This window comes from Legionella cardiaca (genome assembly GCF_029026145.1).
Classification (GTDB): domain Bacteria; phylum Pseudomonadota; class Gammaproteobacteria; order Legionellales; family Legionellaceae; genus Tatlockia; species Tatlockia cardiaca.
Genome location: NZ_CP119078.1, coordinates 2,656,824 through 2,678,142, shown reverse-complemented (window position 1 = coordinate 2,678,142; position 21,319 = coordinate 2,656,824). Strand labels below are relative to the sequence as shown.

Here is a 21,319-nt window from a genome sequence, read left to right as displayed (position 1 = left end):
AGCCTCATATTGCCATCAATGACTTAAAGTAACTTACTTGGCGCCGATAATCTAGAGCAAGTTTCCTCGCCTTGGTAACGCAGAGTGAGTTGAATATTCAAAGCTTGCCTTATTTTTTAATAATCTCAGTAAGCGAACAATTTTTAGCAATAGCCTCGTGTACCCACTGGCCCACTTGATGATGAGCATCTCGAAAAGGGATACCTTGTAGTACCAGGGATTCAAGAACATAAGTTGCATCCAGGTAACCACTATTCGCCTTTTCTTGCATACGTTCTGTATTAAAACGAAGACTTTGCAAAAAAGGAGTAATGATGCCAAGGCATGCATGCAGGTTATTTACCGTATCAAAAAAACCCTCCTTATCCTCTTGCATATCTTTATTGTAAGCGAGAGGTAAGGCTTTCATAACGGTTAAAATACTCATTAAGTGCCCATATACGCGCCCTGTTTTGCCGCGAATAAGTTCTAGCACATCTGGATTTTTTTTATTGGGCATAAGTGAGGAACCCGTTGCAAAGGCATCATCAAGTGTCAAAAAATTAAATTCTTGCGTTGCCCAAAGAATAAGATCTTCACATAATCGTGATAAATGCATCATGATTATTGAAGCGATACCGCAAAACTCAATAACAAAATCCCTATCGCTGACGGCATCAAGTGTATTTTCAATAATTCCTTTAAAACCCAGGGTTTGAGCAACCCAATTTCTATCCAAAGGCAAACGGCTACCAGCCAACGCTCCAGCCCCAAGAGGGGAGTAATTCATTCGTTCCTGCCAATCGCTGATACGGCTTATATCCCGCTTAAACATGGATAAATAAGCATTAAAAAACCAGCTTAATAGAATAGGTTGCGCCTGCTGTAAATGAGTATAACCAGGAAGACTATTCTCCTCATGTTTCTCTGCAAGAACTTGTAACGTAGCAGTAAGTTTTACCAGCAAAGTATTTGTCTGCGTAGCAGCATCCCGTGCATAAAGTCTAAGATCAAGGGCAACCTGATCATTACGGCTTCTACCCGTGTGTAATTTTTTACCGGTCTCGCCAATTTTTTCGATGAGCAATTGCTCAATAAACATGTGGATGTCTTCACTTGCATTGTCGAAAGAATGTTGACCTTGTTGCAGTTCGAAAGCAATTTCTGCCAAGCCATCATGAATCGTTTTCTCCTCCTCCCTGCTGATTAATCCTTGGCGCGCAAGCATCTTTGCATGAGCTTGACTCCCACTAATATCATATTGATAAAGGACATGATCAAACGCTAAAGAGGCATTGAATGCCATCACTTCTGGAGCAAGTGGTTTTTTAAATCGGCCTCCCCATGTTTTATTACTCATAATTTTCTCCATGGACCATGCCATAGACTTTGGCTGATAAAGAAAAAAGATTAATGAAGCCTTCAGCATCTTGTTGATTGTAAACGCTATCCTCTTCAAAGGTGGCTAATGCTGGATCATGTAAACTAAATGGAGAATGCATGCCACAAGGAATAAGATTTCCTTTAAACAATTTTAATGTAACAGTCCCTGTTACATAAGTTTGGGTAACATTAATAAACGCATCAAGCGCTTCTTTCGCTTGTGAAAACCAACGTCCTTCGTAAATAAGATTTGCATAAGCCTGTTGCATAGATTGCTTAAGGTGCAATAGTTGGCGATCAAGACATAAACTTTCTAACATTTGATGTGCTTTATAAAGTACGGCTGCAGCTGGCGCCTCATAAATACCCCTTATTTTCATGCCCACCAGGCGATTTTCAACGATATCACAAACACCTATTCCATGAGCTCCTGCTTTTTGATTGAGTTGCTTTAGCAATTCTATCGCTGTTAAAGGTGTCTCATTGATTGCTACGGGAACCCCTTTTTCAAAATGAATGCTTATTTCCTCAGCGAGATCAGGTGTTTGCTCAAGTGGTGTTGTCATTAATAAAACATTCGTTGGACATTTATTGGCTGGGTTCTCAATGGCCCCGCCTTCATGTGAGATATACCACATATTGTGATCCCTTGAGTAGGGAGATTTGGGGGTGACAGGAACTTCTATGCCATGCTGCTTCGCATAATTAATGGCCTCTTGACGCGATTTAATTTGCCAGGTTCGCCATGGAGCAATAATTTTTAATTCTGGAGCCAAGGCTTTGATTGTATATTCAAAACGTACTTGATCATTGCCTTTTCCTGTCGCGCCATGAGCGACTGCTTCGGCTTTTTCCGCAAGCGCTATTTCAACTAATTTTTGAGCGATAAGGGGGCGTGAGATAGTTCCCAGGACATATTGATTTTCATAAAGAGCACCTGATTTCACTAATTGCCATAAATAGTGGGTGGCGAACTCTTCCTGCACATTGATAACATAAGCTTTTGCTGCACCGCTACGAATAGCTTTTTGCTGGATGGTTTCTAAGTCTTCCTGTTGTCCTACATCGCAAATGACAGCAACAATTTCGGCTTGGTAATTTTCTCGCAGCCAGGGAATCATGACTGAGGTGTCAAGACCACCTGAATAGGCTAGAGCTATTTTGGTGATAGATTTGCTCATTAAAAAGTCTCCTGATAATAATTTTTCAACTCTTGAATTGGATGAATTAAATTTTGCGGTTTGACATCAGCAACTAATTGTCCACGCTTGAGAATAAGCAAGCGATCCGCCAATTTTGTAAGGAAATTCAAATCATGCGAGGCGATAACCATAGTTACACCTAGAGCTTTAACTGAATTTAATAAGGCAATTACTTCATCAATGGAGGCGAGATCTAAACCGGAAGTCGGTTCATCGCAAAGCAAAAGAGAAGGATTCATCATTAAGGTACGCGCCAAGGCAACTCGTTGTTTTTGTCCTCCTGATAATTGATGCGGATAAGACTCTTCTTTCTCGTGTAGGCCTAATGTTCTTAATAAGTGTTTTGCCTTCAACTCATGATTCGCTGTTTTATTTTTTAATCGAGGGGCATAGACAAGATTTTCTAATACTGTCAGGTGAGGAAATAATTGAAAATCCTGGAACATAAACCCACTTGTTCCCTTAAATTTAATTCCACCGGAATTCAAACTATCTAATTTTTGAATGCACCTTAGCAGGGTTGACTTTCCACTTCCTGATGGTCCAGCAAGACCAATGATCTGATGGGGTTCAATGGTTAAATTAATATTGGTTAATACTTGCAATGGGCCAAACGTTTTGCAGGCATTATTAATTTGCAGCATAATGACCTCCTTCAAATTTTTTACCTAAGTATTCAATTAATAAAACAAGACCATAGTAATAACAGCCTGCAATGCAAAGTGGTAAGAAATAGGTAAATTGCTCGGCAGCAACCGATTGCGCCTTACGCATTAAATCCATGCCGCCAATGGTTGATATTAAAGCAGTTTCTTTAAGAAGTGCTATCATTTCATTAGTCAATGCAGGCAAAATATTTTTGAAAACCTGTGGCAGTATAATATCTTTCCATAGATAAAAATCAGGAATTTGTAGTGTTTTTGCGGCTTCAAATTGTCCTTTAGGTATACTTTCAATACCTGCCCTTAAAATCTCAGCAATATAAGCAGAACTATTAAGTCCAAAGGTAAAGATTCCTGCAACTAAAATATTTGCTCTTAAACCAAGTAGTGCTGGAACGGCAAAATAAATAAAGCTAAGTTGCAAAATTAAAGGGGTACCGCGCATAACAGAAATGAAGCGGTTAATAATTATTTTAGCCATCTTTTTATGACGTAAAATGGCGAGGACCATCCCTAGCAATAGGCCGATGAATAAGCCACCGGCTAAGAGTTCCAGAGTAAGAACAATACCCTGAGCAATAAATAAAAGCATTTTTGATAACTCTGTCATTTTGCACCTATTAACCATTTCTTTTTAAGTCGTTCAATTTCGCCATTCGCTTTGAGCGAATTCAGTGCGCGATTAATTTTAGCTATATCAGGGGAGTGTTTTTTAAAGGCAATGCCGTAACCATCTTTCGATTTGGTGATAATGGCATAGTCAAGAGTAGGATTTTTTTCGCTGAAAATCGCACCTTGAGGTCCGTCCATTAATACAACCTCAACATGACCGGCTTTTAAGGCTTCTATGGCTTGATTATTATTATCCATGGCAGTGATGATTGCTAATTCAGGGTAATTATTTTTTAACCAGATTTCCATAGTGCTCCCCAATTGACAGGCTATTTTTTTTCCTCGCAAGCCGGTCGTTGTCGTTATAGGCGTATTTTTGGGAAATACCGCGGCCATAGTTTCAAAGTAATAGGGAGTGGTGAAATCAAAATTTCGTTGGCGTTCCTCAGTAATCGTAATAGTTGAGATTGCTGCATCGACTTGCCCTGTGGTTAACGCAGGTAAAATAGTACTGAATTGCATATTATGGAATACCGCTTTCTTTCCTAAATGCTGAGCAATTAAATTGGCTAAATCAATATCAAAACCTTTAAGTTTACCCTGTTCTTGATATTCAAAAGGTGGATATTCCCCGGCGGTAGCAAAATGAATTTCATTGTTCTTTTTTTCTTGACTGCAGCCACCTATCGCAAGTAACAAAATGAAAAAAAGTGTGAGCATGAGTCTGTTCATGGTTTTGTATCCAAAATTTATGCATTTTTAGAATATATTAAATTTGCATAATTAATGTCAACCATGAATGGATTTAATTTCAAAAAAATAATTTTATATTCATTTGGACTCTTCATACTCCGCAGACATGTAGATTAGCATAGCCTGAGTAGACGAAGTGAACCTGGCTTGGTCCCAGGGACCTGCACCCACGTTACTTCGAGCATGACAGATAGCAGGATAAAAGGCTGCTTTGGTGAAAATTAAACGACTTGCAGTATTGTGACAATGAACTTTTTAAGCTGTTTATCAAGATGTTCATCGACGGTGAGCTTCATTTCATCAAAAAGCCAATACAAATATTTCAAAGATAATATTTCATCTTTTTTAGGAGAGCTGGTCTGTTTTTGCGCAAAATAAGAATAAAGCCTGTATTGTTGATAAGCTTCAGAATTAATTTCCTGGGTCAATATTTGTTGATAAAAATTCTTAACCCAAGAGGATGATTCTTGCCATTGTTTTGCGGATTGACGAGCCTGGCGAAGTGTTTTAGTGACCTGGGAATTCCAGTCTTTAATTGTGTCACAAGCCTTGATAAATTCGAAATGGGAGATTAGCTCTACACCATAAGAAAGCCAACAACAAAAAAGCAATAAATTAACATTCACCCCAGTGGTGTTTTGTAAACTTAAACATTGCTCTTTTATTTCTTGATGTTGATAGACTGTTAGTGAAAATTGCCATAAAGGATTGTCCAATGGATCGGCTGTTGTTTCATGTGGTAAATAATTTTCTTTCATGATGCAAGGCTGTTATTAAATGAGATGGTTACCACTATCCTCTTAGATGCTATTGATTAATTGTCCACCGGATAAACCACCATCAATAACAAGTTCGCTGGCTGTCATAAAGCGTGATTCATCTGAAGCAAGATAAAGGATAGCATAGGCAATATCATCAGGTTGTCCCATGTAGCCAAGTGGTTGGATTTTATCGTGTTGAGCACGAAACGCTTCATATCCTAAAGCTGAGTTTTGCGCGACGTTTTCAAGTAAAGGTGTCCAAATGTAGCCTGGATGAATTGAATTAACACGAATGTTATCTTTAGCATAAAGCATGGCATCTGTTTTGGTCATTAAACGTACGGCTGCTTTTGAGGCATGATTTGCTGGGTAATCAGGTGTACCCAGTAAACCATGAACAGAGGAGATATTGATAATATTGCCAGCCCCCATCTTTTTAAAATGAGGAATAATATATTTAGTACAAAATAAAACGCTTTTTACGTTAATATTCATGACCTTATCCCATTCTTGCTCACTAAGTTCATGGGTTGGCTTGTTATCACCTATGATACCAACATTATTTACAAGTACGTGAATTTGTCCCCATTTGGCAATAACTTGCTCAATAGCTAAATGCACTTCACCTTCATGACTGGCATTTACCAACCAAAAGGCAGCGTGTCCTCCTTGGGCATTAATGGTAGCAACGATGGCCTCTCCCTTCTCTTGATTAATATCAAATAATGCAATCCTTGCTCCTTCTTTAGAAAGCAAATAACAAGCTGCTTCACCAATGCCTGAAGCGCCTCCTGTAATAATAATAACTTTATTGCTTAACCGATTCATAAATTCCTAAAAATACGTTGCCTTGTAATGATTAAGAGCGTTTGCTTGCGCTTAACTATTTATGATACAACTATTTCTAAACAAAAATAGGGGTAATGCTTCTTCCCGCTAGTAAAAGTTCATACTCAGACGTTATTTTGTTTAACAGTTTCTTTAATTTCACAATCTCGTCAAGATTATTCTGTAGAGCGAATTTGGCAGGATCTTCAGAAAAAAGAAAACTGAGTGGTACCTGATTTGCTGAATGTTTACGTAACTCGGTCAAGGTTTTCCTTTCCTTTACTTGTAGTAGCTCTTGAAAATGAGCGATCATCTCCCCTTGGTCAACAAAAACGGCATAATTGACTGTAGATAGAAATGGCAGAAAGCCATTTTCGCGTGCCCATGTGCAATTCTTACAAGCAATTTCTAACAATTCTTTCTGATTGTCATTTTTTGCTAACTCTTTGGTAAGGGCAAGCAAATTTTTTCCATCTGCCAGTAAGGCAAGAATGACGGGTTTATTTGCCTCCCATGCAACCTTTCTCTTAGGAGAGCTTGTGTTTTCATAACTTTGATAGGTTTTTCTCAAATCACCAAGAATGCGCTCATCGTTAAAGGGCTTTTTAGGATTTAAACCTCCAATTACCCAGAAAAGAAGCTTTTCATAAGCTTGCGTACCTTGAAGTAACTCTATCTTGGACATTTTTTGATGGAGCTTTGGGGTTTGCATTTCCCTCAGAAAATTTTCTAAATTGTCCCTTTTTTCTCCTACTTGCTCTTCGGAGAATAAATATAAATGCCGCATACAGGTGGATAAAATCAGTGGATTGAAGTCCTTTTTTAGGTTTGATAAGGGGTCAAGGTTACCAGCAGTTGTTTTTTGATAATCATAAAGATGAAGTAAATATAAGGCAGATAGATTCATAAACTCCCCGGCTAGATAAATATGTGGTGACTTTGCTTAAATAAAACTCATTATTTCTAAATTTCTATAAAATTGCTACTTTTTTCAAATAATGGATAGAAATGAAAAATTAATCATATCCTCTAACGAGTTATGCCTATTAATGTCACCAATCTGCCCAAGTGCGTAATATTTCAATGTAATTACTACTCCATTATCCCTGGTTTGTTTGTTAACAAGAAAGAAATTTAAATTTCATAAAGATTATGTTTTTGTTAATATGTATAATTTTTAATACTAATTAAATCATGAAAGATATAATTTTTACACAAGAAGACGCTAATATTATTTTTCCGCAGTTCAGCGAGATTATTCAACGTGTCAATAAACTATTGAATGAAATACCTACGTTCGATCCCGATAATCGATGGCATCAGCATTATATTAAATGGCAATGGGATAACTGTGTCACCGAACATGCTCTACTTCTAAAAAAAATATCGGAAAAGTTTCCTAATAGCTCATTAACCAAGGCGTTACAGGAAAAAAAACAAAACTGCTGTAAGACAATAAGGGACTATTTAGAATTAGCTGAAAAGAAAGTCAATGAAGCGCTGACATTGAGAAGACAATCACTTAGTCAACAAGCAGCGATGACTCCTGTTATTGCTCTGCCATCGTCACCTCTACCTAAGCCTTTCTGGAATAGTGAGTTAGATTACCAACCGGAACCGCCCCCACTTCTTTCAGCTACAGAACTCTACGAATATAGACAATTTTATTGCGACTAAAGTTTTTGTTTTTATTTAGAGGTTAAGTTTCGCTTAACCTCTGCCTCATTAGTCATGTAAATTATTATCGGCGAGCCAGTGTGCTAAATTAATATTATTCCATACCCATAGTTTTTTACTGCTTAAGTAAAAAATGAAACGCCGAAGGGTTTTATGAAGATATCTACCCAATTAACCAAACTTGCTAACTTTAAAAAAGATTTAGTGCTTAAGGATATTATTGATAAATTTAGTGAAAAAAATTCCCTTGTTTTAATTATTTTATTTGCTTTACCGCCTGCCACCCCTCTTTCTTTTATACCAGGGTTTTCTGTATTTTTTGGGGTTTCTATAGCGTTGGTTGCCGCACATTTACTAAGTGGAAGAAAAAAGATATGGCTTCCTAAAAAATTATCGCAGCATAAAATAGGACATAAAAAAATTAGTGAGGCAATTAATAAAGCGTTACCTTACATCAGGACGGCCGAAAAAGTTTTAAAAAAAAGATGGTTGTTTTTGACTCGTGGATGGGTAAAAAAGTTAATTATTGGTTTTATTTTCATTTTTAGCATTTTTTTAATGTTGCCAATTCCTTATGTTGATTTTGTCTTTTCCTCTGTAATTATTCTATTAAGTTTGAGCCTTATTGCCCGAGACGGGATGGTACTAATTGGGGTGCTATGTTTTTCATTCTTTTATTTATTTCTCCTTCTTTTTGTTTTTAGAATATTAATTGGGTTCTTTATTAAATTACTCCTCTAAGCGTCTTGCTTGTGCGGGCGCGTGCTAAATATGGCAAGACCTTGAGTGCGAAACCAATGTTTATCTTCTGCGAAGAAATAATTCTCTAGACCTGGGATGGTTTGAACGTTCTCATAGCCTGTAGTTACAAAATAGCGTTTACCAGTGAAATAAAACTCTTTTTCATCTCTTGAAGGGTTAACTAAAACGTGACCCTCTGGAACCAAGCGCAGCATTTGTTTAATGAAATCCACGATTGCTTCTTTTTTCTCGATGCCATTTTTAACCCCTAGCAAATAAGGGACAAAAGCGGTATCAAAAACTTGTTTGTTAGCATGCAGTTGATTTATTTCACCGACATGGAACTGGATATTTTTATTCAACTCAAAATTTTGTTGGTGTTTCAATTGAATGGCTTGACGCACGAGTGACAACATGTAAAAAATATAAGTTCGGCGCAATAATTGTGGATTAAGCAACCAAAATAAACAGTTAGTGAATTTTCCAGAAGGTAGCGAAATGAGTGGTGGGTACCAGCAAGTTAGCGCCGTAAATAATTCACCAATTGAGGGATAAGGTTTGCCCTGAGCATCATGCTCGCAATAATGATAATATTTTTTAAAAGCTTTCAACCACGCTATAGTGACAGGATCTTTATCATAGGCAGTAATTGATTTTGCACCTGCCATCGCAAACAAAAAAGCGGTGTTTCCATATCCAGGGATCACTAAAACAGTCTTGTCTTTAATTTCAGCCTTGAGATTATATCGCTCTGGTTTATCACCAAATAAAACGGATGATAAATACCTCTCAGCGCCCATGGGATAGATTAAAACCTCCTGATTATCAGTCGCCCTCGTTACGCGTTGTTCCATAATCCATTTCTTTTCTTGTTTGCTTAAAACTGTTTGATAATCAGACATGGAGTATTTCCTTGTTAGAGAGGGCTGGATAAAAGAAGGTTGCTTCGTGCTTGTTGTAAAACAGATTTGTAATATAGGAGCCGGGTATAGCTTGAAAAGGCTTAATGGAAGCTAAATCAGTTTTACCCTGTAATTTAATGGTGAAAATCATTTGTCTAGCTTTGCCAGATGCTATCCATTTGTTGATGAGAGTATAAGCTCTGTCAGGATAACAAGCGACATCTGATAACACCCAATCATAAGTGTGTTCTAATCTTTCTGGTTCTAATGCAAAGGCGCTTTGTTGTAAAAAGTGTATACGTGGAAGTTTGGCAATATGGGGTGCTAATAATGCTTTATCCACTGCAGTAACGGTTGCGCCAAGTGACTGCATGACATAAGTCCATCCACCGGGTGAGGCACCTAAATCCAGGGCAGTGTCACCAGCTTGGGGATATTTTTCGAGAAGAGTAAGGGCTTCCCATAATTTTAAATAGGCACGATTAGGCGGATTAATTTTATCTTCAATAAAGAAACATTTTCCTTGTGGCCATTTTTTTAAGCGGCGCGTACTGTAGAGCAATGTATTTTGATCAAGAAGACTAAAGCTGCCTATCTGTGGCAGCTCGGTGACAGGAAAATGACGTTCAAGTGGTGGATATTTACGTAATTGTTCGGCAATTAAATGTGAACGTCTTATATGGGAGATAGGATGTAAGTACCAAAATTTACCCGCTTGACGAAGAATTTTTACTGCTTCTGAAATAGATTGAAATGTTACAAACTGCGGGTCAAGCCAAATATCTTGAGCAAAGCAAACGTCAAGGTTTGTATGCGGTGAGAAAACCAAATCATCAATAACTCCAGAAATCTCTTCTAACTCTTCGCAAAGCTCAGTAAGAAACTCGGGTTTTGCAACATAGATGGCAGTGGTTTGCTTTTGTAATTCCATAAAGACCTGTTTGTCGGAAGGTTAATTTACACGTTTTTGCGGCGAGGTTGTTGCCAACTTAACTACAAATGCACAATTATAAGTATGCGATTTTATATCAACAATTGCCTGCTATTCAAAGGCTGTCGCTTAATAGCCATCGCGTTAATATATGTTCTATAGTAATTTTGAGATATTAATAAAAAATGTAAAAAGAAGACAATGCTAAGGATAAATAATGACCAAAAATCTTTTTGAACTGCAGGAAATTGTGAATCATGGTGGTGTTGCATCGAAGATGTCTAGGTTTAATTATCCGCCTCCTATTGCTAAAACATTGGGTTTTAACTTAATAGCAGTCGAGTTAGGTACAGCGACCATTGAATTGCTGACAGACCCGGCAATTCACGCTAATCCGATGGGGACCATCCATGGTGGCGTGCTCTGTGATATTGCTGATGCAGCTATTGGAACAGCACATGCTACGACTCTTGATGAAGGCGAAAGTTTTACAAGCCTTGATCTGCAAATTAATTTTTTTCGTCCGATCTGGCAAGATAAGTTAGTGGCGGTGGCAAAACCAATTAATCTAGGGAAAACAGTAAGCCGTTATACTTGTGATTTGTTACGTAGCGATGGAAAACTGGTTGCCCAAGTCACCAGTACAGTAATGACTCTTCGCGGCGATGGTGCTCATGGACGTTAGTTTTATAGGGGGATTTTTTTTAAGATTGCATCACAAATCTCACCAATACTAATAGTTTCTGTATTGATGAGTAGATCACAATCATCTTGATAATCAAATTGCTTTAGCCAATGAATAGCAGAACCTTTTAGCCTATCGCCTCTAGCTTCTTCTCGCTTTGTAATCACCCTGTCAGGAGCATAGAGGTAGACAAAGAAAAGCCCAAAGTTCCTTAAAACAGCTTGGTAATGCTTTAAATCTTCTTTTGTTGTAATGAAAGAGTCGACAATGATATTAAAATCTTGAGCTGCGAGGACTTCTAAAGCCTGGGGTATGGTTGCGAAAAGTTTGGAGCACCATTTTCCGGGCATAATTTCATAAGTGCCATCGGCGTGTTGCCTGGCATAACAAATGTCATTAGGTTCGGTGACTTTTGTATTTTCTGGATGTAAGTCAAAGAGTTTATTACCTAACATTCCTAAATAACCGTCAGTACTAAAATTTAGCCAGCTATTTCCGAGTCTATTTTGTAATTCAAGACAAACGGATGATTTTCCTGAAGAAGAAGTACCACTAATGATAATAATCATTTTTATCCTGGCTTAATTTAGTACCCAGTTGTTAAAAATTATTTTTCTCTTAACTCAATAACGGTTACATGAAGCACATTCTCACCTACATTTAAGTCCTGATGGGATTCTTGCCCTTGAGCTTTGCTTAAAAAAATAGGAATTTGTTTTTCCAGATTGAGCATGACTTCGCGACCTGAAGCATAAGTTACTTTTAAACTTCCTGCTTCTTCAGGAATAACAACACGAGCATAATCATGCGTGTGAAAAGGAAGCTGCTGATGTGGGCAAAGGGTTGTTTTCCAAACTTTAGTTGCCGTATTTTCAATAAATAACTCACGTTTGGTTTCACAAGCTTCTGCTATTGCCAGTTGGCTCAGCAATAACAAGCATAAACTAAGAAATTTGGCCATTCTAATCCTTGAAAGATATTTCAACGAGCAAACCATAGCAAGATGATTTAAAAATTACAATTTCTCTAAAATATTACGCAACTTATTTCTTGAGGTTTATCACGTACAGGGGTAGGTGTATGCATCTCTCGGTAAAGAATTAGAGCGGTCTGTAGTAAATCATTTGCCAATACTTGCATGCCATTGTAATGATCGTAGTTTTTGGCATTGTCCTCCAAAAGTTTAAGGCAAGTCGCATGATTGGCATTTAATGGGCGCTCTCTTTTAAAAGTGCCAACTGTGGCATAGCAAGAAGTTTCGGTTGCAGGGATGTCAGCTAAATAATCAAGTGTTGCCTGTAAACTAGATGAGTCTAAATAAGTAAGCAAACTTTGCGAACGGCTATAAAAAAGAAAGCCTGTATCTGCAAAAATCTCCAGGAGTAAGTCGTGTAAAGGTTTAATTTTTTCCTTAAATTGCAATTTAGGAAAATTAGCAGAAAGCTTTTCTTCTCCTTCGATAAGCTTATTTACATACACAGTCCATTCTTGAATTTGTGCAAATAATTTGGGTGCTGGTTGAAGATTCTGTTCCTTTAGGCTACTTGTAAGAATCTGGGATAATTGGTGAGCTGTTGCAACATGTTGCAAGTGGTGAATTAACTGAGTTGCTATTTGTTTGATTTGGCTATTTTCTTCTTGTTTTATATACCTTTGTAGCCAGCTAATATAGCTATCGATTAAAACCATCTTAACCTCTATTAATCGCGCAAACCTATCCCTTTTTTCAATAAAATCATGTTTAAGGCTGCTAATAAAACTACAATTATGCAAATAATGATCATGGCGGTCAAGATGTTTACTTCTTGCTGGCCAATCATGGCATAGCGCAGAGCATTTACCATATAGAGGATTGGATTAAGATGAGAGATGGTTTGCCAGAAAGGTGTGAGCATATTTGTTGCATAGAATACCCCTCCCAAATAAGTCAAAGGCGCAAGAACGAAGGTCGGAATAATCATCACATCATCAAAATTACGAGCAACCATGGCATTGGTGAATCCAGCTAAGGAGAAAAGAGCCGATACCAATAAAATAACGAATATACTAAGAATCAGATTGGTAAATTCAATTTTTAAAAAGAAACATGAGACTATGAAAACCAATACAGCAACGATGAACCCTCGTAAGACACCGCCTAAAACATAACCTAATAGAAGGAGCCCATCATGCATGGGGCTAATTAGCATTTCTTCAATACTTTTTTGAAAACGCACGCTAAATAACGAGGTGGAAACATTACTGTATGCGTTGGTAATCACCGCCATCATAATAAGGCCAGGTGCTATAAATTGCGGGTAGCTTACGCCTTGAATAGGACCTATTCGCTCACCAATTAAGCTGCCAAAAATTAAAAAATATAAGGCAGTCGTAATAACTGGAGGCAAGAATACTTGGCTTGCAATGCGAAACATTCTAACTAACTCTCGTCTTACTACCGTATTCAATGCAATGAGTTGTTCTTTAATTGCCATGATTAATCAAGTCCAGAAAAAGTTCTTCCAAGCGATTCGTCTTATTGCGCATACTATGGATGATAAGACCATGTTTCGTTAACTCTGCAAACACGTCATTTAAGGTCCATTGGTTGTCGACGCGTAATTCAAACGTATTACTATCAATTAAAGTAACGACAAAAGGCGCCATAGACGGTAGTTCAACGATAGGTTTTATTGTATTAAAAATAAAAGTTTGGTGGTTTAAGGTTTTCAAGAGGGATTTCATGGAGGTATTTTCCACAATACTACCTTGATCAATGATAGCAATATGTTTGCAAAGTTGCTCCGCTTCCTCAAGATAATGAGTCGTTAAAATAATCGTTGTGCCTTCTTTATTAGTGCGTGTTAGAAAATCCCACATGCTATGGCGAATTTCAATATCCACACCAGCCGTTGGCTCATCGAGTATCAAAACTTTGGGTTGATGAATTAAAGCCCGGGCAATCATGAGACGGCGCTTCATTCCACCCGATAAGTGTCTTACAATGGTGCGACGCTTTTCCCATAATCCTAATTGATGGAGTAATGAGTCTGCTCGTGGAGCTGCTTCTTTCCGACTAATACCGTAAAAACCTGCCTGACTTATAAGAATCTGTTCACAAGTTTCAAAAATATTAAGATTAAATTCCTGAGGAACCAGACCTAAGCACGATTTTGCTAATTCTGGATTCTTATCAAGAGAGTAGCCGTAAATGTAGATATGGCCTGAGGTTTTGGTTAATAGCGTAGTAATCAAACCAATTGTGGTAGATTTACCTGCCCCATTAGCACCCAGTAAAGCAAAAAAGTCGCCCTTTTTAACTGCTAAGTCAATGCCTTTAAGCGCTTGAGTACCATTACTATAAATTTTGCTTAACTGTTTAATTTCCAGGGCATACATAAGGTTTGTTTTTGCCGAAAAACTTTCATTATACATGATAAATTACATTTGTGGCTGTGAAAACCAAAGCTTCAATAAAGTTCACTTTCTTTATAGGTAGTTGTAAAACTTAATGGAACATCTAGAATTTAAGAGAAGCGTTTATAAATGCGAATAATAGGCTGCCATTGGCAAGGAAGAGCACCATGAACAAGCACAATGAACAAAATGTCGCCCAGTTAATGGTAAGATGTTTAGAAGATGAGGGCGTTGAATACATTTTTGGTCTACCTGGCGAAGAGAATATTGATTTTATAGAAGCGCTAACAAGTTCAAAAAAAATTCGATTTATTTTAACTCGCCATGAACAAGCTGCTTCTTTCATGGCTGATATCTATGGCAGGCTCACAGGGAAAGCAGGCGTTTGTCTTGCAACATTGGGACCTGGGGCAATTAATCTTTTATTAGGCACGGCGGATGCGAATTTAGATAGCTCGCCATTAGTGGCTATTGCTGCTCAAGCCTCATTGGATCGCTTAAATAAAGAATCACATCAAATTATAGATTTGAATCGTTTGTTTGCACCGGTTACTAAGTGGAACGCAATGATTTCTTTACCTTCAGTGACTTCAGAATTGGTGCGAAAGGCATTTAAATTAGCTCAAGCGGAGCGCAGCGGGGCTGTTGCTCTGATTCTTCCAGAGGATGTTGCTAAGCTAAAAACAGAGAGTTTTCCCTTAAAGCCCCAATCTCCTAAACAAACCATGCCTAACCAGGAGCAAATTAAGCGTGCAGCTGCCTGTATTAATGAGGCAAAAAAAGTCATTATTCTTGCTGGTGCCGGTGTTTATCGCCATCAAGCAGAAGCAGCGTTAACGCGTTTTGTGGAGCAAACTAAAATTCCAGTGGCAATGACTTTTATGGCGAAGGGGGTTGTTTCAGCAGATAATCCATTGGTCATTGGTACAATTGGTTTCATGCGTCATGATTATAGTAATTTTGGCTTTGATGAGGCGGATGTTGTCATTACCGTGGGTTATGATTTGGTCGAGTATTCACCGAAATCCTGGAATCCTGCCCATGATAAAAAAATTATTCATATTCATGGTACGGTTGCAGAAGTAGATACCAATTATATTTTGGAGGTAGGTATTGAGGGCAGTATTGCAGCTTCTTTGGATGCGCTGGCAAAAGAGATAAAGCCGCATGAGCATTTATCTAAAGAGGCACGCACGCTGCGTGCTATGTTAGAGAAAGAAATTACTGATCATGCAAAGGATGATTCATTCCCTCTCAAACCTCAACGAATTATTGCCGATTTACGAGAAGCGATGGGCGAATCGGATATTGTACTTTGCGATACGGGGGCATTAAAAATGTGGATGGCACGTCTTTACCCTTGTTATCAATCAAATACCTGTATCATTTCCAATAGCCTTGCAACTATGGGCTTTACATTGCCAGGAGCAATTGCTGCAAAATTAGTGCATCCGGAAAGAAAAGTTGTTGCTGCTATGGGGGATGGTTCATTTCTAATGAATTCACAAGAAATTGAAACAGCAAAGCGCGAAAAGATTCCGTTTGTAATTTTGATTTGGCGTGATGAGGCTTATGGACTTATTCAATGGAAACAAAACTTGGAGTTTGGTCATGCTGCACATGTCACCTTTACAAATCCGGATTTTGTAAAATATGCCCAAAGTTTTGGTATTCAGGCTCATAGCATTAAATCAGCAAACGAGTTATTACCTACATTAAAATCAGCCTTGGCAAGCAATGAACTTGTGCTAATTGATTGCCCTGTGGATTATTCTGAAAATGTCAAACTAACTGATAAATTGGGTAACCTAACCGGCACAATTTAATAAGACTGACCGCTCTCATATAGAAGATTATGTTAGCGGTCTTGTTTTTATCCAGCCGGTAAGGCTATAACGTGTTTTTTGAGTTTGACAAACTTCATGAGGCAAATCACTACTAAAACAGATGAAGCGATTACCTAGCGGGTTAATGCTGGAAAGGTAGTTATCATTGCGATCGAAAAGTGTTAATTGACCTGCAAAAGATTCGTCCCATGTTTCATTTAAATAATAAACACAGGAAATGCGTCTATCTTTCGTTGTTGCAAATTGGTCGATGTGTTTTTTATAAAATGCGCCGGGTTCATAGATTGCAAAATGTGTCTCGAAATCGACAAGGCCCAAAAATAAGGATTGATTAAGTAATGTTTTTATCTCAGTGATTCGCATCATGTAGGCATTGATTGCTGCGTTATTTTGTTTATCGACCCAACAGATTTGATCGGTTCTTACACTGGAATTATGAGTGGCATGTTGGTTCCGGCCTATTTTAGCGCTTCTAAATTGACCTTGGCTGCGCAGCGTTTCAGCTGTGGAGCGCAAAGATTGGCAATGGTGGGAGGGTAAAAAATTATCAATGATATGAAATCCCTGCTGATAAATATCCTCAATCAACTGATTTTCATGATTTGCTATTAATGTACTCATAAAATAGAAGGGTTTGCCGTTAATTATTATGTTTCTAACAAATTTTGTTGTTGTCGCCAATCAGGTAAGAATTTATCCATTAAGGAATAAAATTGTTTATTATGATTGGCCTCCAGAAGATGTATCATTTCATGAACAAGCACATACTCCAGGCACGATAACGGTTTTTTCATTAAACGTAAATTTAGCCAGATACGGTGTGCGCGAATATTACACGAACCCCAGCGAGTTTTCATTGTTTTTATGCCCCAGGCATAAACACGAACATTAATAATAGGTTCCCATTTGCTGATAAGAGGAGGCAATAGCTTTTTCATTTCCTGGCGATACCAGGCCTGTAGAAGTTGATTCCTTTCTTCGAAGGTTGAATTTTCTTTGATATGGCAACGAATAACATGTTTCTCAATGGAAACACTGGCACGAGATGTTCCTTCAACAACTAATAAAGTATAAGCGTTTCCCAGAAAATGGCATATTTCTCCTGTCTTTAGTAGTAGAGGCTGTGTTTTCAAACGCTTTCGTTGGGCATGAATCCAATCAAGTTTTGTTTCAAGTTGTTGACGGATTGTTTCTAAACGAAAGCGTATGGGGGCGCTGACTTTAACTTGTCCATCAGGAGGGTAGACTCGCAGGTGCATGTTTTTTATAGGTTTTCTTAAAATTTCTACGAGAATGCCATCGATTTCAAGTTTATGTTTAACCATAGGAAAAGACGCTGTGTATTATGTGTATTAATTGATGCGTATAATACCATCTATTGCTAATATAAGAATTCTTATAAAAAACGGTAAAAATTTTATGAAATCAAAAGTCATTTTAATTACCGGTTGTTCAAGTGGAATAGGTCATGATGCCGCTTTAGCACTATCGCAGCGCGGGCATTATGTGGTTGCCGCCTGTCGTAAAGAAGAGGATGTTAAAAAATTAAAGGCCTTGGGCCTTGATGCAGTGCAAATGAATATGGATGATACGCATTCAATTACGCTGGCTTTTTACGAAATCATAAAAAAAACTTCAGGTCGTTTAGATGTTTTAATCAATAATGCCGGCTATGGTCAAGCGGGTGCTCTGGAGGATGTTCCACGAGATGCGCTGCGTTCGCAATTTGAAACAAATGTATTTGGTCTTATGGACCTCACACGGCTTGCCATACCGATTATGCGCAAGCAGGGACAAGGTCGTATCATTAATATCAGTTCAATTTTAGGCGTCATTAGCATGCCTTTCCGTGGGGCTTATAATGCATCGAAATATGCTGTAGAGGGTTTAAGTGACACGCTCCGTTTAGAACTCAAACCTTCAGGAATTAAAGTCATTACGATAGAACCTGGGCCAATTGAAAGTCGCTTTAGAGATAATGTTATCGATCATTCACTAAAAAAAATTAATAGCGAAAAGAGTCATTTTCAGGCGCAATATCATTTAATGATGTCAGATTTTCGCCATAGCAAAAATAAGTCGATCTTTACTCAAAAAACTGACTCAGTAATTACGAAATTAGTTCATGCCATAGAAGCAAAAAAGCCGAAGGCTAAATACCGTGTTACTTTCCCTGCACATTTGTTTGCCTTTTTAAAACGTGTTCTGAGTGCAAAAATGCTCGATTCGATGCTTTATTTTTTGTCCAAAAAGGAACTGGGACCTGATAAAGAAATAGCAAATAAGTAAACCAATTAGGAAGATAACTATGTATAGAGCGCTTTTAAATGCATTCAATCTTGTCGCTGATAAAATGTCTTATGAAAATCGGGAGCAAAATTCAACTCGTCTTATTTCCCTCATGTTAAATTTTGTTATGCCGCCTTATTCCACCATAATGAATGTTGAATCTGTTGAGAAGAATCCTTCAGAAGAGTTTACTGAGATGAGTCTGGAAGGATCTGCTGAGATGAGCCTGGAAGAAAATAGTAGTGACTTCAGTTGGCAAATACTTCCTCAATCGGTAAAAGCACATGTCGCCAGTTTTTTAAACAGGCGTGAGGTGACCATGCTTTCACGAATAAATAAGGAGGAAAATAAAAACAAAATGTTGTTTATCTTTGCCAGCTTGGCGAGAAATCCTGAGCAAATTAAAACTAATGATGATTTAACGATGTTTATAGCGCAGTTATTGAAATTAAAACATAAAGACATTAGTCATAGTGAGCGATTTGAAACATTAATGATACAATTTATCCAAAAATTGGAGCCTCAGCAAACACCATTTTTAACTCCCACAATAGATGTCACAAATCAAGCTCATTATATATTTGTGCACGCTAATGATCGAATTGCGTTTCAATATAAGAAATTGAATAAAGGTGAAAATATTGCAATGGCAAAGGTATTGGGGCAATACTTTTCTGAGGCTGATTTGCGTGTAGTCCAATTACAGCAAAATGCTCCTTATCATATTTCTATAGATAAAAAAATTTTTTTACAACAAATATTGCCATGGTTATTCAAAGCGGAAGGAAAGCCCCAGAAGCAAATTCAAAGTTATGAGCCTAAAGTTATTGACTATAAAGAGCCAGGCGAAACAAAGGAATATTATTATATTCGTCGAAAAGATGGGAAACCATTTACAGCAGAAGACAACGAAAAAATTTATAGCATTACTCATCACAAGGGATTATAAAATTTTACTGGTGAAATTAGCTTGCTTGAATCTAAGGAAAGGATAGAAATCGTTCAGCAGGAATACAGGGACTATCAATATATTCGCCATTCACTTTTAATACCATATTAACATTGGCTCGCTGATAACGAGCCAATACCTCATATTCGGCCTGGCTAATATAAAGGCGGGTGTTACCACAATAAACTAAAGAGTATGCGGATGAAGAGGGTTTAACCCGAGCAGGAAGATCGCAGTCCCATCGAAAACGAGTCAAGTCACAATTCGCAAAAGCACTACTAAGTGGCAATAGGAGCAACATTGTGGTGATACTCATTTTTTTCATGATGACCACTCCATGTTATCTTATTTATACTATCGTCATTGGAATAAAATTCTTTAATCATAGGGAGATACCATGCATACAGAAATTTATCTAGATGCATTACGAAAAGGAGATTATCTACAAGCCCTCCAATGGTTAGAGTTTCTTGTTACTCATTACTCCGTACCCGAAGGAGATGCTGATACTATTTTGCAGCTTGCTATTTTTGAATTAATTCATCATGGATTTACGCCAGATGATTTTTGCCATATTGAAATTCTCTATATGTTGCTTTATGACCAATTACCACCTTTTGTTGAAAGGGTATCCTATAACGCTACGGTATTATGCAATGCCGCCATGCAATACATGGTTTTGCATGAGCATGAGTTATTAGAATTTTATAAAACCGAGGAATCTTTGCATGCAAAGGCTATCCATAAATGGATGAAGCGCAGTCCCCCAGAGCTTCCACCTGAAAAAAATAATGATGAATTAATGAAAAAATATACGGCTTTAAATAAATCCAGTCTCAAATTTCAAAAGCAAGCACAAATGATTCGCGACAAAGTTAATTATATTATCGACTGTCAGGTTCTTCTTAAAGAATACTGCGAAGAGTTAGCCAAATATCAAGATAAGGAAGACTTCGCAGCAGTACGTCTTGGAGTAATTAAGTCGTTATATGATTATTTAATGAAGCAGACTATTACTTCACCTGAAGTGCTGGCAACCGTTACTGATTTTGTTAATACAATTGAAAAAATGAAGCCTTATCCCTGGGAAGTAACGGTGTTATCGAAACTGTCAGTTAAGAATCCGAAGCCGTTCATTTCCTGGTTCTTTGATAAATCAGCTGAGCAATTTCAATTTTTTGCTGTCAAAGTCATAGGCACTATCTTGCCTTCAGTACCTGCTACAGAAGACTCTGTGAGACAAGAGCCAAAATAAATTTAAATAGCACCTTCATGAGACAGTAAATTAGTTTTATAGCATAGCGCTTCTGGACGTCCCATGTAGCCACCTTGATCATGTTTCCCTACTACTCGATGACAAGGAATGAAGAGTGTAATTGGGTTCTTTTTGCAAGCTTGCCCAATGGCTCGAGGACTGGTTTGCAATTTTTTTGCAAGCTCACCATAAGTGAGTGTCCGGCCAACAGGAATAACCATTAAAGCATTCCAAACGAGTTGTTGATAAGGAGAGCCCTGAGGTTTCAGTGACAGCTGAAAGCGATAATGAGGGTCACTAAAGTAATTTTCTAATTCTTGTTTAATTGTTTGGGTTAATTGATTCGGAGGGCTATCTTGTTGTAGCAGCGGTGGATCAATAAAGATTGCATGATGAATATAATGCTCATCGTACGTAATTTCAAGCCAACCTACAGGGGTGTTGAATGCAGTAACGATGAGCATAAA

The 21,319-nt window shown here is 37.8% G+C and carries 26 protein-coding genes; 7 read left to right on the top strand and 19 right to left on the bottom strand.

Features of this window, described 5'->3' with window-relative positions:
• Window positions 1-109: 109 nt before the first annotated feature.
• The 8 genes from argH to PXX05_RS11585 all read right to left on the bottom strand — a co-directional run bounded on the left by argH (window position 110) and on the right by PXX05_RS11585 (window position 7,087).
• Complete coding sequence (argH, locus tag PXX05_RS11620; protein ID WP_275088374.1) at window positions 110-1,339, bottom strand: argininosuccinate lyase; 1,230 nt, start codon at window positions 1,337-1,339, stop codon at window positions 110-112.
• Window positions 1,332-2,543 carry an argininosuccinate synthase gene (locus PXX05_RS11615; RefSeq protein WP_275088373.1) on the bottom strand — a complete coding sequence of 404 codons (1,212 nt, stop codon included), beginning with the start codon at window positions 2,541-2,543 and terminating at the stop codon, window positions 1,332-1,334. The genes argH and PXX05_RS11615 overlap by 8 nt, the downstream gene beginning before the upstream one ends.
• The gene (locus PXX05_RS11610; RefSeq protein WP_275088372.1) at window positions 2,543-3,208 is read right to left on the bottom strand and encodes an amino acid ABC transporter ATP-binding protein; all 666 of its coding nucleotides are present in this window, start codon (window positions 3,206-3,208) and stop codon (window positions 2,543-2,545) included. Before PXX05_RS11610 ends, PXX05_RS11615 begins: the two co-directional genes overlap by 1 nt.
• Complete coding sequence (locus tag PXX05_RS11605) at window positions 3,195-3,836, bottom strand: amino acid ABC transporter permease (RefSeq protein ID WP_275088371.1); 642 nt, start codon at window positions 3,834-3,836, stop codon at window positions 3,195-3,197. Before PXX05_RS11605 ends, PXX05_RS11610 begins: the two co-directional genes overlap by 14 nt.
• The gene (locus tag PXX05_RS11600) at window positions 3,833-4,570 is read right to left on the bottom strand and encodes a substrate-binding periplasmic protein (protein ID WP_275088370.1); all 738 of its coding nucleotides are present in this window, start codon (window positions 4,568-4,570) and stop codon (window positions 3,833-3,835) included. Before PXX05_RS11600 ends, PXX05_RS11605 begins: the two co-directional genes overlap by 4 nt.
• 242 nt (window positions 4,571-4,812) lie before the next feature.
• Window positions 4,813-5,349, bottom strand: coding sequence for a TIGR02444 family protein (locus tag PXX05_RS11595; protein ID WP_275088369.1), 537 nt, complete (start codon window positions 5,347-5,349; stop codon window positions 4,813-4,815).
• 42 nt (window positions 5,350-5,391) lie between these two features.
• Window positions 5,392-6,180: an SDR family NAD(P)-dependent oxidoreductase gene (locus PXX05_RS11590; protein WP_275088368.1), complete on the bottom strand. Its 789-nt coding sequence runs from the start codon at window positions 6,178-6,180 to the stop codon at window positions 5,392-5,394.
• A gap of 76 nt (window positions 6,181-6,256) precedes the next feature.
• On the bottom strand, window positions 6,257-7,087 hold the full coding sequence (locus PXX05_RS11585; RefSeq protein WP_275088367.1) for a hypothetical protein: 831 nt from the start codon (window positions 7,085-7,087) through the stop codon (window positions 6,257-6,259).
• Between the two features lie 287 nt (window positions 7,088-7,374).
• Between PXX05_RS11585 and PXX05_RS11580 the strand changes: the two genes are divergently transcribed.
• Complete coding sequence (locus PXX05_RS11580; RefSeq protein WP_275088366.1) at window positions 7,375-7,857, top strand: hypothetical protein; 483 nt, start codon at window positions 7,375-7,377, stop codon at window positions 7,855-7,857.
• 153 nt (window positions 7,858-8,010) lie between these two features.
• Window positions 8,011-8,598, top strand: a complete 588-nt coding sequence (locus PXX05_RS11575) for an exopolysaccharide biosynthesis protein (protein ID WP_275088365.1) — start codon at window positions 8,011-8,013, stop codon at window positions 8,596-8,598.
• Here the strand turns inward: PXX05_RS11575 and PXX05_RS11570 are convergent.
• Window positions 8,595-9,500: an ABC transporter permease gene (locus PXX05_RS11570; protein ID WP_275088364.1), complete on the bottom strand. Its 906-nt coding sequence runs from the start codon at window positions 9,498-9,500 to the stop codon at window positions 8,595-8,597. The genes PXX05_RS11575 and PXX05_RS11570 overlap by 4 nt on opposite strands.
• Complete coding sequence (locus PXX05_RS11565) at window positions 9,493-10,431, bottom strand: SAM-dependent methyltransferase (RefSeq protein ID WP_275088363.1); 939 nt, start codon at window positions 10,429-10,431, stop codon at window positions 9,493-9,495. The genes PXX05_RS11570 and PXX05_RS11565 overlap by 8 nt, the downstream gene beginning before the upstream one ends.
• Before the next feature lie 217 nt (window positions 10,432-10,648).
• Between PXX05_RS11565 and PXX05_RS11560 the strand changes: the two genes are divergently transcribed.
• Entirely contained in the window at window positions 10,649-11,116 is a 468-nt protein-coding gene (locus PXX05_RS11560) for a PaaI family thioesterase (protein ID WP_275088362.1), read from the top strand.
• 2 nt (window positions 11,117-11,118) lie between these two features.
• Here PXX05_RS11560 and PXX05_RS11555 read toward each other — a convergent pair whose 3' ends face one another.
• The 5 genes from PXX05_RS11555 to PXX05_RS11535 form a co-directional block, all read right to left on the bottom strand.
• The gene (locus PXX05_RS11555) at window positions 11,119-11,685 is read right to left on the bottom strand and encodes a phosphotransferase-like protein (protein ID WP_275088361.1); all 567 of its coding nucleotides are present in this window, start codon (window positions 11,683-11,685) and stop codon (window positions 11,119-11,121) included.
• A gap of 38 nt (window positions 11,686-11,723) precedes the next feature.
• A complete protein-coding gene (locus PXX05_RS11550; protein ID WP_275088360.1) occupies window positions 11,724-12,077 on the bottom strand; it encodes a hypothetical protein in 354 nt (117 codons plus the stop codon).
• 65 nt (window positions 12,078-12,142) lie between these two features.
• On the bottom strand, window positions 12,143-12,805 hold the full coding sequence (locus PXX05_RS11545) for a hypothetical protein (protein WP_275088359.1): 663 nt from the start codon (window positions 12,803-12,805) through the stop codon (window positions 12,143-12,145).
• Window positions 12,806-12,816: 11 nt separating this feature from the next.
• The gene (locus tag PXX05_RS11540; RefSeq protein ID WP_275088358.1) at window positions 12,817-13,590 is read right to left on the bottom strand and encodes an ABC transporter permease; all 774 of its coding nucleotides are present in this window, start codon (window positions 13,588-13,590) and stop codon (window positions 12,817-12,819) included.
• Window positions 13,580-14,494: an ABC transporter ATP-binding protein gene (locus PXX05_RS11535; RefSeq protein WP_275090506.1), complete on the bottom strand. Its 915-nt coding sequence runs from the start codon at window positions 14,492-14,494 to the stop codon at window positions 13,580-13,582. Before PXX05_RS11535 ends, PXX05_RS11540 begins: the two co-directional genes overlap by 11 nt.
• Window positions 14,495-14,679: 185 nt before the next feature.
• Between PXX05_RS11535 and PXX05_RS11530 the strand changes: the two genes are divergently transcribed.
• Window positions 14,680-16,338, top strand: coding sequence for an acetolactate synthase large subunit (locus tag PXX05_RS11530; protein ID WP_275088357.1), 1,659 nt, complete (start codon window positions 14,680-14,682; stop codon window positions 16,336-16,338).
• Between the two features lie 27 nt (window positions 16,339-16,365).
• On the opposite strand, the gene PXX05_RS11525 is transcribed toward PXX05_RS11530, so the two are convergent.
• Together PXX05_RS11525 and PXX05_RS11520 are read right to left on the bottom strand one after the other, a co-directional pair.
• Window positions 16,366-16,980 carry a 2OG-Fe(II) oxygenase gene (locus tag PXX05_RS11525; RefSeq protein WP_275088356.1) on the bottom strand — a complete coding sequence of 205 codons (615 nt, stop codon included), beginning with the start codon at window positions 16,978-16,980 and terminating at the stop codon, window positions 16,366-16,368.
• Window positions 16,981-17,006: 26 nt separating this feature from the next.
• Window positions 17,007-17,684, bottom strand: coding sequence for a M48 family metallopeptidase (locus PXX05_RS11520; protein ID WP_275088355.1), 678 nt, complete (start codon window positions 17,682-17,684; stop codon window positions 17,007-17,009).
• Between the two features lie 94 nt (window positions 17,685-17,778).
• Here PXX05_RS11520 and PXX05_RS11515 point away from each other — a divergent pair, with 94 nt between their 5' ends.
• Together PXX05_RS11515 and PXX05_RS11510 are read left to right on the top strand one after the other, a co-directional pair.
• Window positions 17,779-18,648 carry an SDR family NAD(P)-dependent oxidoreductase gene (locus PXX05_RS11515; protein WP_275088354.1) on the top strand — a complete coding sequence of 290 codons (870 nt, stop codon included), beginning with the start codon at window positions 17,779-17,781 and terminating at the stop codon, window positions 18,646-18,648.
• Between the two features lie 19 nt (window positions 18,649-18,667).
• Entirely contained in the window at window positions 18,668-19,597 is a 930-nt protein-coding gene (locus PXX05_RS11510) for a hypothetical protein (protein WP_275088353.1), read from the top strand.
• A gap of 31 nt (window positions 19,598-19,628) precedes the next feature.
• Here PXX05_RS11510 and PXX05_RS11505 read toward each other — a convergent pair whose 3' ends face one another.
• Window positions 19,629-19,922 carry a hypothetical protein gene (locus tag PXX05_RS11505; RefSeq protein ID WP_420844589.1) on the bottom strand — a complete coding sequence of 98 codons (294 nt, stop codon included), beginning with the start codon at window positions 19,920-19,922 and terminating at the stop codon, window positions 19,629-19,631.
• A gap of 72 nt (window positions 19,923-19,994) precedes the next feature.
• Between PXX05_RS11505 and PXX05_RS11500 the strand changes: the two genes are divergently transcribed.
• A complete protein-coding gene (locus tag PXX05_RS11500; RefSeq protein WP_275088352.1) occupies window positions 19,995-20,852 on the top strand; it encodes a helical bundle domain-containing protein in 858 nt (285 codons plus the stop codon).
• Window positions 20,853-20,854: 2 nt separating this feature from the next.
• On the opposite strand, the gene PXX05_RS11495 is transcribed toward PXX05_RS11500, so the two are convergent.
• Window positions 20,855-21,316 (bottom strand): methylated-DNA--[protein]-cysteine S-methyltransferase, encoded by a 462-nt coding sequence (locus PXX05_RS11495; protein ID WP_275088351.1) that lies wholly within the window; start codon window positions 21,314-21,316, stop codon window positions 20,855-20,857.
• Between the last annotated feature and the right edge of the window lie 3 nt (window positions 21,317-21,319).

Excerpts from the sequence above, each read along its gene's own strand:
- argH (WP_275088374.1), bottom strand. The coding sequence starts at position 1,339 with ATGAGTAATAAAACATGGGGAGGCCGATTTAAAAAACCACTTGCTCCA.
- PXX05_RS11615 (WP_275088373.1), bottom strand. The coding sequence starts at position 2,543 with ATGAGCAAATCTATCACCAAAATAGCTCTAGCCTATTCAGGTGGTCTT.
- PXX05_RS11610 (WP_275088372.1), bottom strand. The coding sequence starts at position 3,208 with ATGCTGCAAATTAATAATGCCTGCAAAACGTTTGGCCCATTGCAAGTA.
- PXX05_RS11605 (WP_275088371.1), bottom strand. The coding sequence starts at position 3,836 with ATGACAGAGTTATCAAAAATGCTTTTATTTATTGCTCAGGGTATTGTT.
- PXX05_RS11600 (WP_275088370.1), bottom strand. The coding sequence starts at position 4,570 with ATGAACAGACTCATGCTCACACTTTTTTTCATTTTGTTACTTGCGATA.
- PXX05_RS11595 (WP_275088369.1), bottom strand. The coding sequence starts at position 5,349 with ATGAAAGAAAATTATTTACCACATGAAACAACAGCCGATCCATTGGAC.
- PXX05_RS11590 (WP_275088368.1), bottom strand. The coding sequence starts at position 6,180 with ATGAATCGGTTAAGCAATAAAGTTATTATTATTACAGGAGGCGCTTCA.
- PXX05_RS11585 (WP_275088367.1), bottom strand. The coding sequence starts at position 7,087 with ATGAATCTATCTGCCTTATATTTACTTCATCTTTATGATTATCAAAAA.
- PXX05_RS11580 (WP_275088366.1), top strand. The coding sequence starts at position 7,375 with ATGAAAGATATAATTTTTACACAAGAAGACGCTAATATTATTTTTCCG.
- PXX05_RS11575 (WP_275088365.1), top strand. The coding sequence starts at position 8,011 with ATGAAGATATCTACCCAATTAACCAAACTTGCTAACTTTAAAAAAGAT.
- PXX05_RS11570 (WP_275088364.1), bottom strand. The coding sequence starts at position 9,500 with ATGTCTGATTATCAAACAGTTTTAAGCAAACAAGAAAAGAAATGGATT.
- PXX05_RS11565 (WP_275088363.1), bottom strand. The coding sequence starts at position 10,431 with ATGGAATTACAAAAGCAAACCACTGCCATCTATGTTGCAAAACCCGAG.
- PXX05_RS11560 (WP_275088362.1), top strand. The coding sequence starts at position 10,649 with ATGACCAAAAATCTTTTTGAACTGCAGGAAATTGTGAATCATGGTGGT.
- PXX05_RS11555 (WP_275088361.1), bottom strand. The coding sequence starts at position 11,685 with ATGATTATTATCATTAGTGGTACTTCTTCTTCAGGAAAATCATCCGTT.
- PXX05_RS11550 (WP_275088360.1), bottom strand. The coding sequence starts at position 12,077 with ATGGCCAAATTTCTTAGTTTATGCTTGTTATTGCTGAGCCAACTGGCA.
- PXX05_RS11545 (WP_275088359.1), bottom strand. The coding sequence starts at position 12,805 with ATGGTTTTAATCGATAGCTATATTAGCTGGCTACAAAGGTATATAAAA.
- PXX05_RS11540 (WP_275088358.1), bottom strand. The coding sequence starts at position 13,590 with ATGGCAATTAAAGAACAACTCATTGCATTGAATACGGTAGTAAGACGA.
- PXX05_RS11535 (WP_275090506.1), bottom strand. The coding sequence starts at position 14,494 with ATGTATGCCCTGGAAATTAAACAGTTAAGCAAAATTTATAGTAATGGT.
- PXX05_RS11530 (WP_275088357.1), top strand. The coding sequence starts at position 14,680 with ATGAACAAGCACAATGAACAAAATGTCGCCCAGTTAATGGTAAGATGT.
- PXX05_RS11525 (WP_275088356.1), bottom strand. The coding sequence starts at position 16,980 with ATGAGTACATTAATAGCAAATCATGAAAATCAGTTGATTGAGGATATT.
- PXX05_RS11520 (WP_275088355.1), bottom strand. The coding sequence starts at position 17,684 with ATGGTTAAACATAAACTTGAAATCGATGGCATTCTCGTAGAAATTTTA.
- PXX05_RS11515 (WP_275088354.1), top strand. The coding sequence starts at position 17,779 with ATGAAATCAAAAGTCATTTTAATTACCGGTTGTTCAAGTGGAATAGGT.
- PXX05_RS11510 (WP_275088353.1), top strand. The coding sequence starts at position 18,668 with ATGTATAGAGCGCTTTTAAATGCATTCAATCTTGTCGCTGATAAAATG.
- PXX05_RS11505 (WP_420844589.1), bottom strand. The coding sequence starts at position 19,922 with ATGAAAAAAATGAGTATCACCACAATGTTGCTCCTATTGCCACTTAGT.
- PXX05_RS11500 (WP_275088352.1), top strand. The coding sequence starts at position 19,995 with ATGCATACAGAAATTTATCTAGATGCATTACGAAAAGGAGATTATCTA.
- PXX05_RS11495 (WP_275088351.1), bottom strand. The coding sequence starts at position 21,316 with ATGCTCATCGTTACTGCATTCAACACCCCTGTAGGTTGGCTTGAAATT.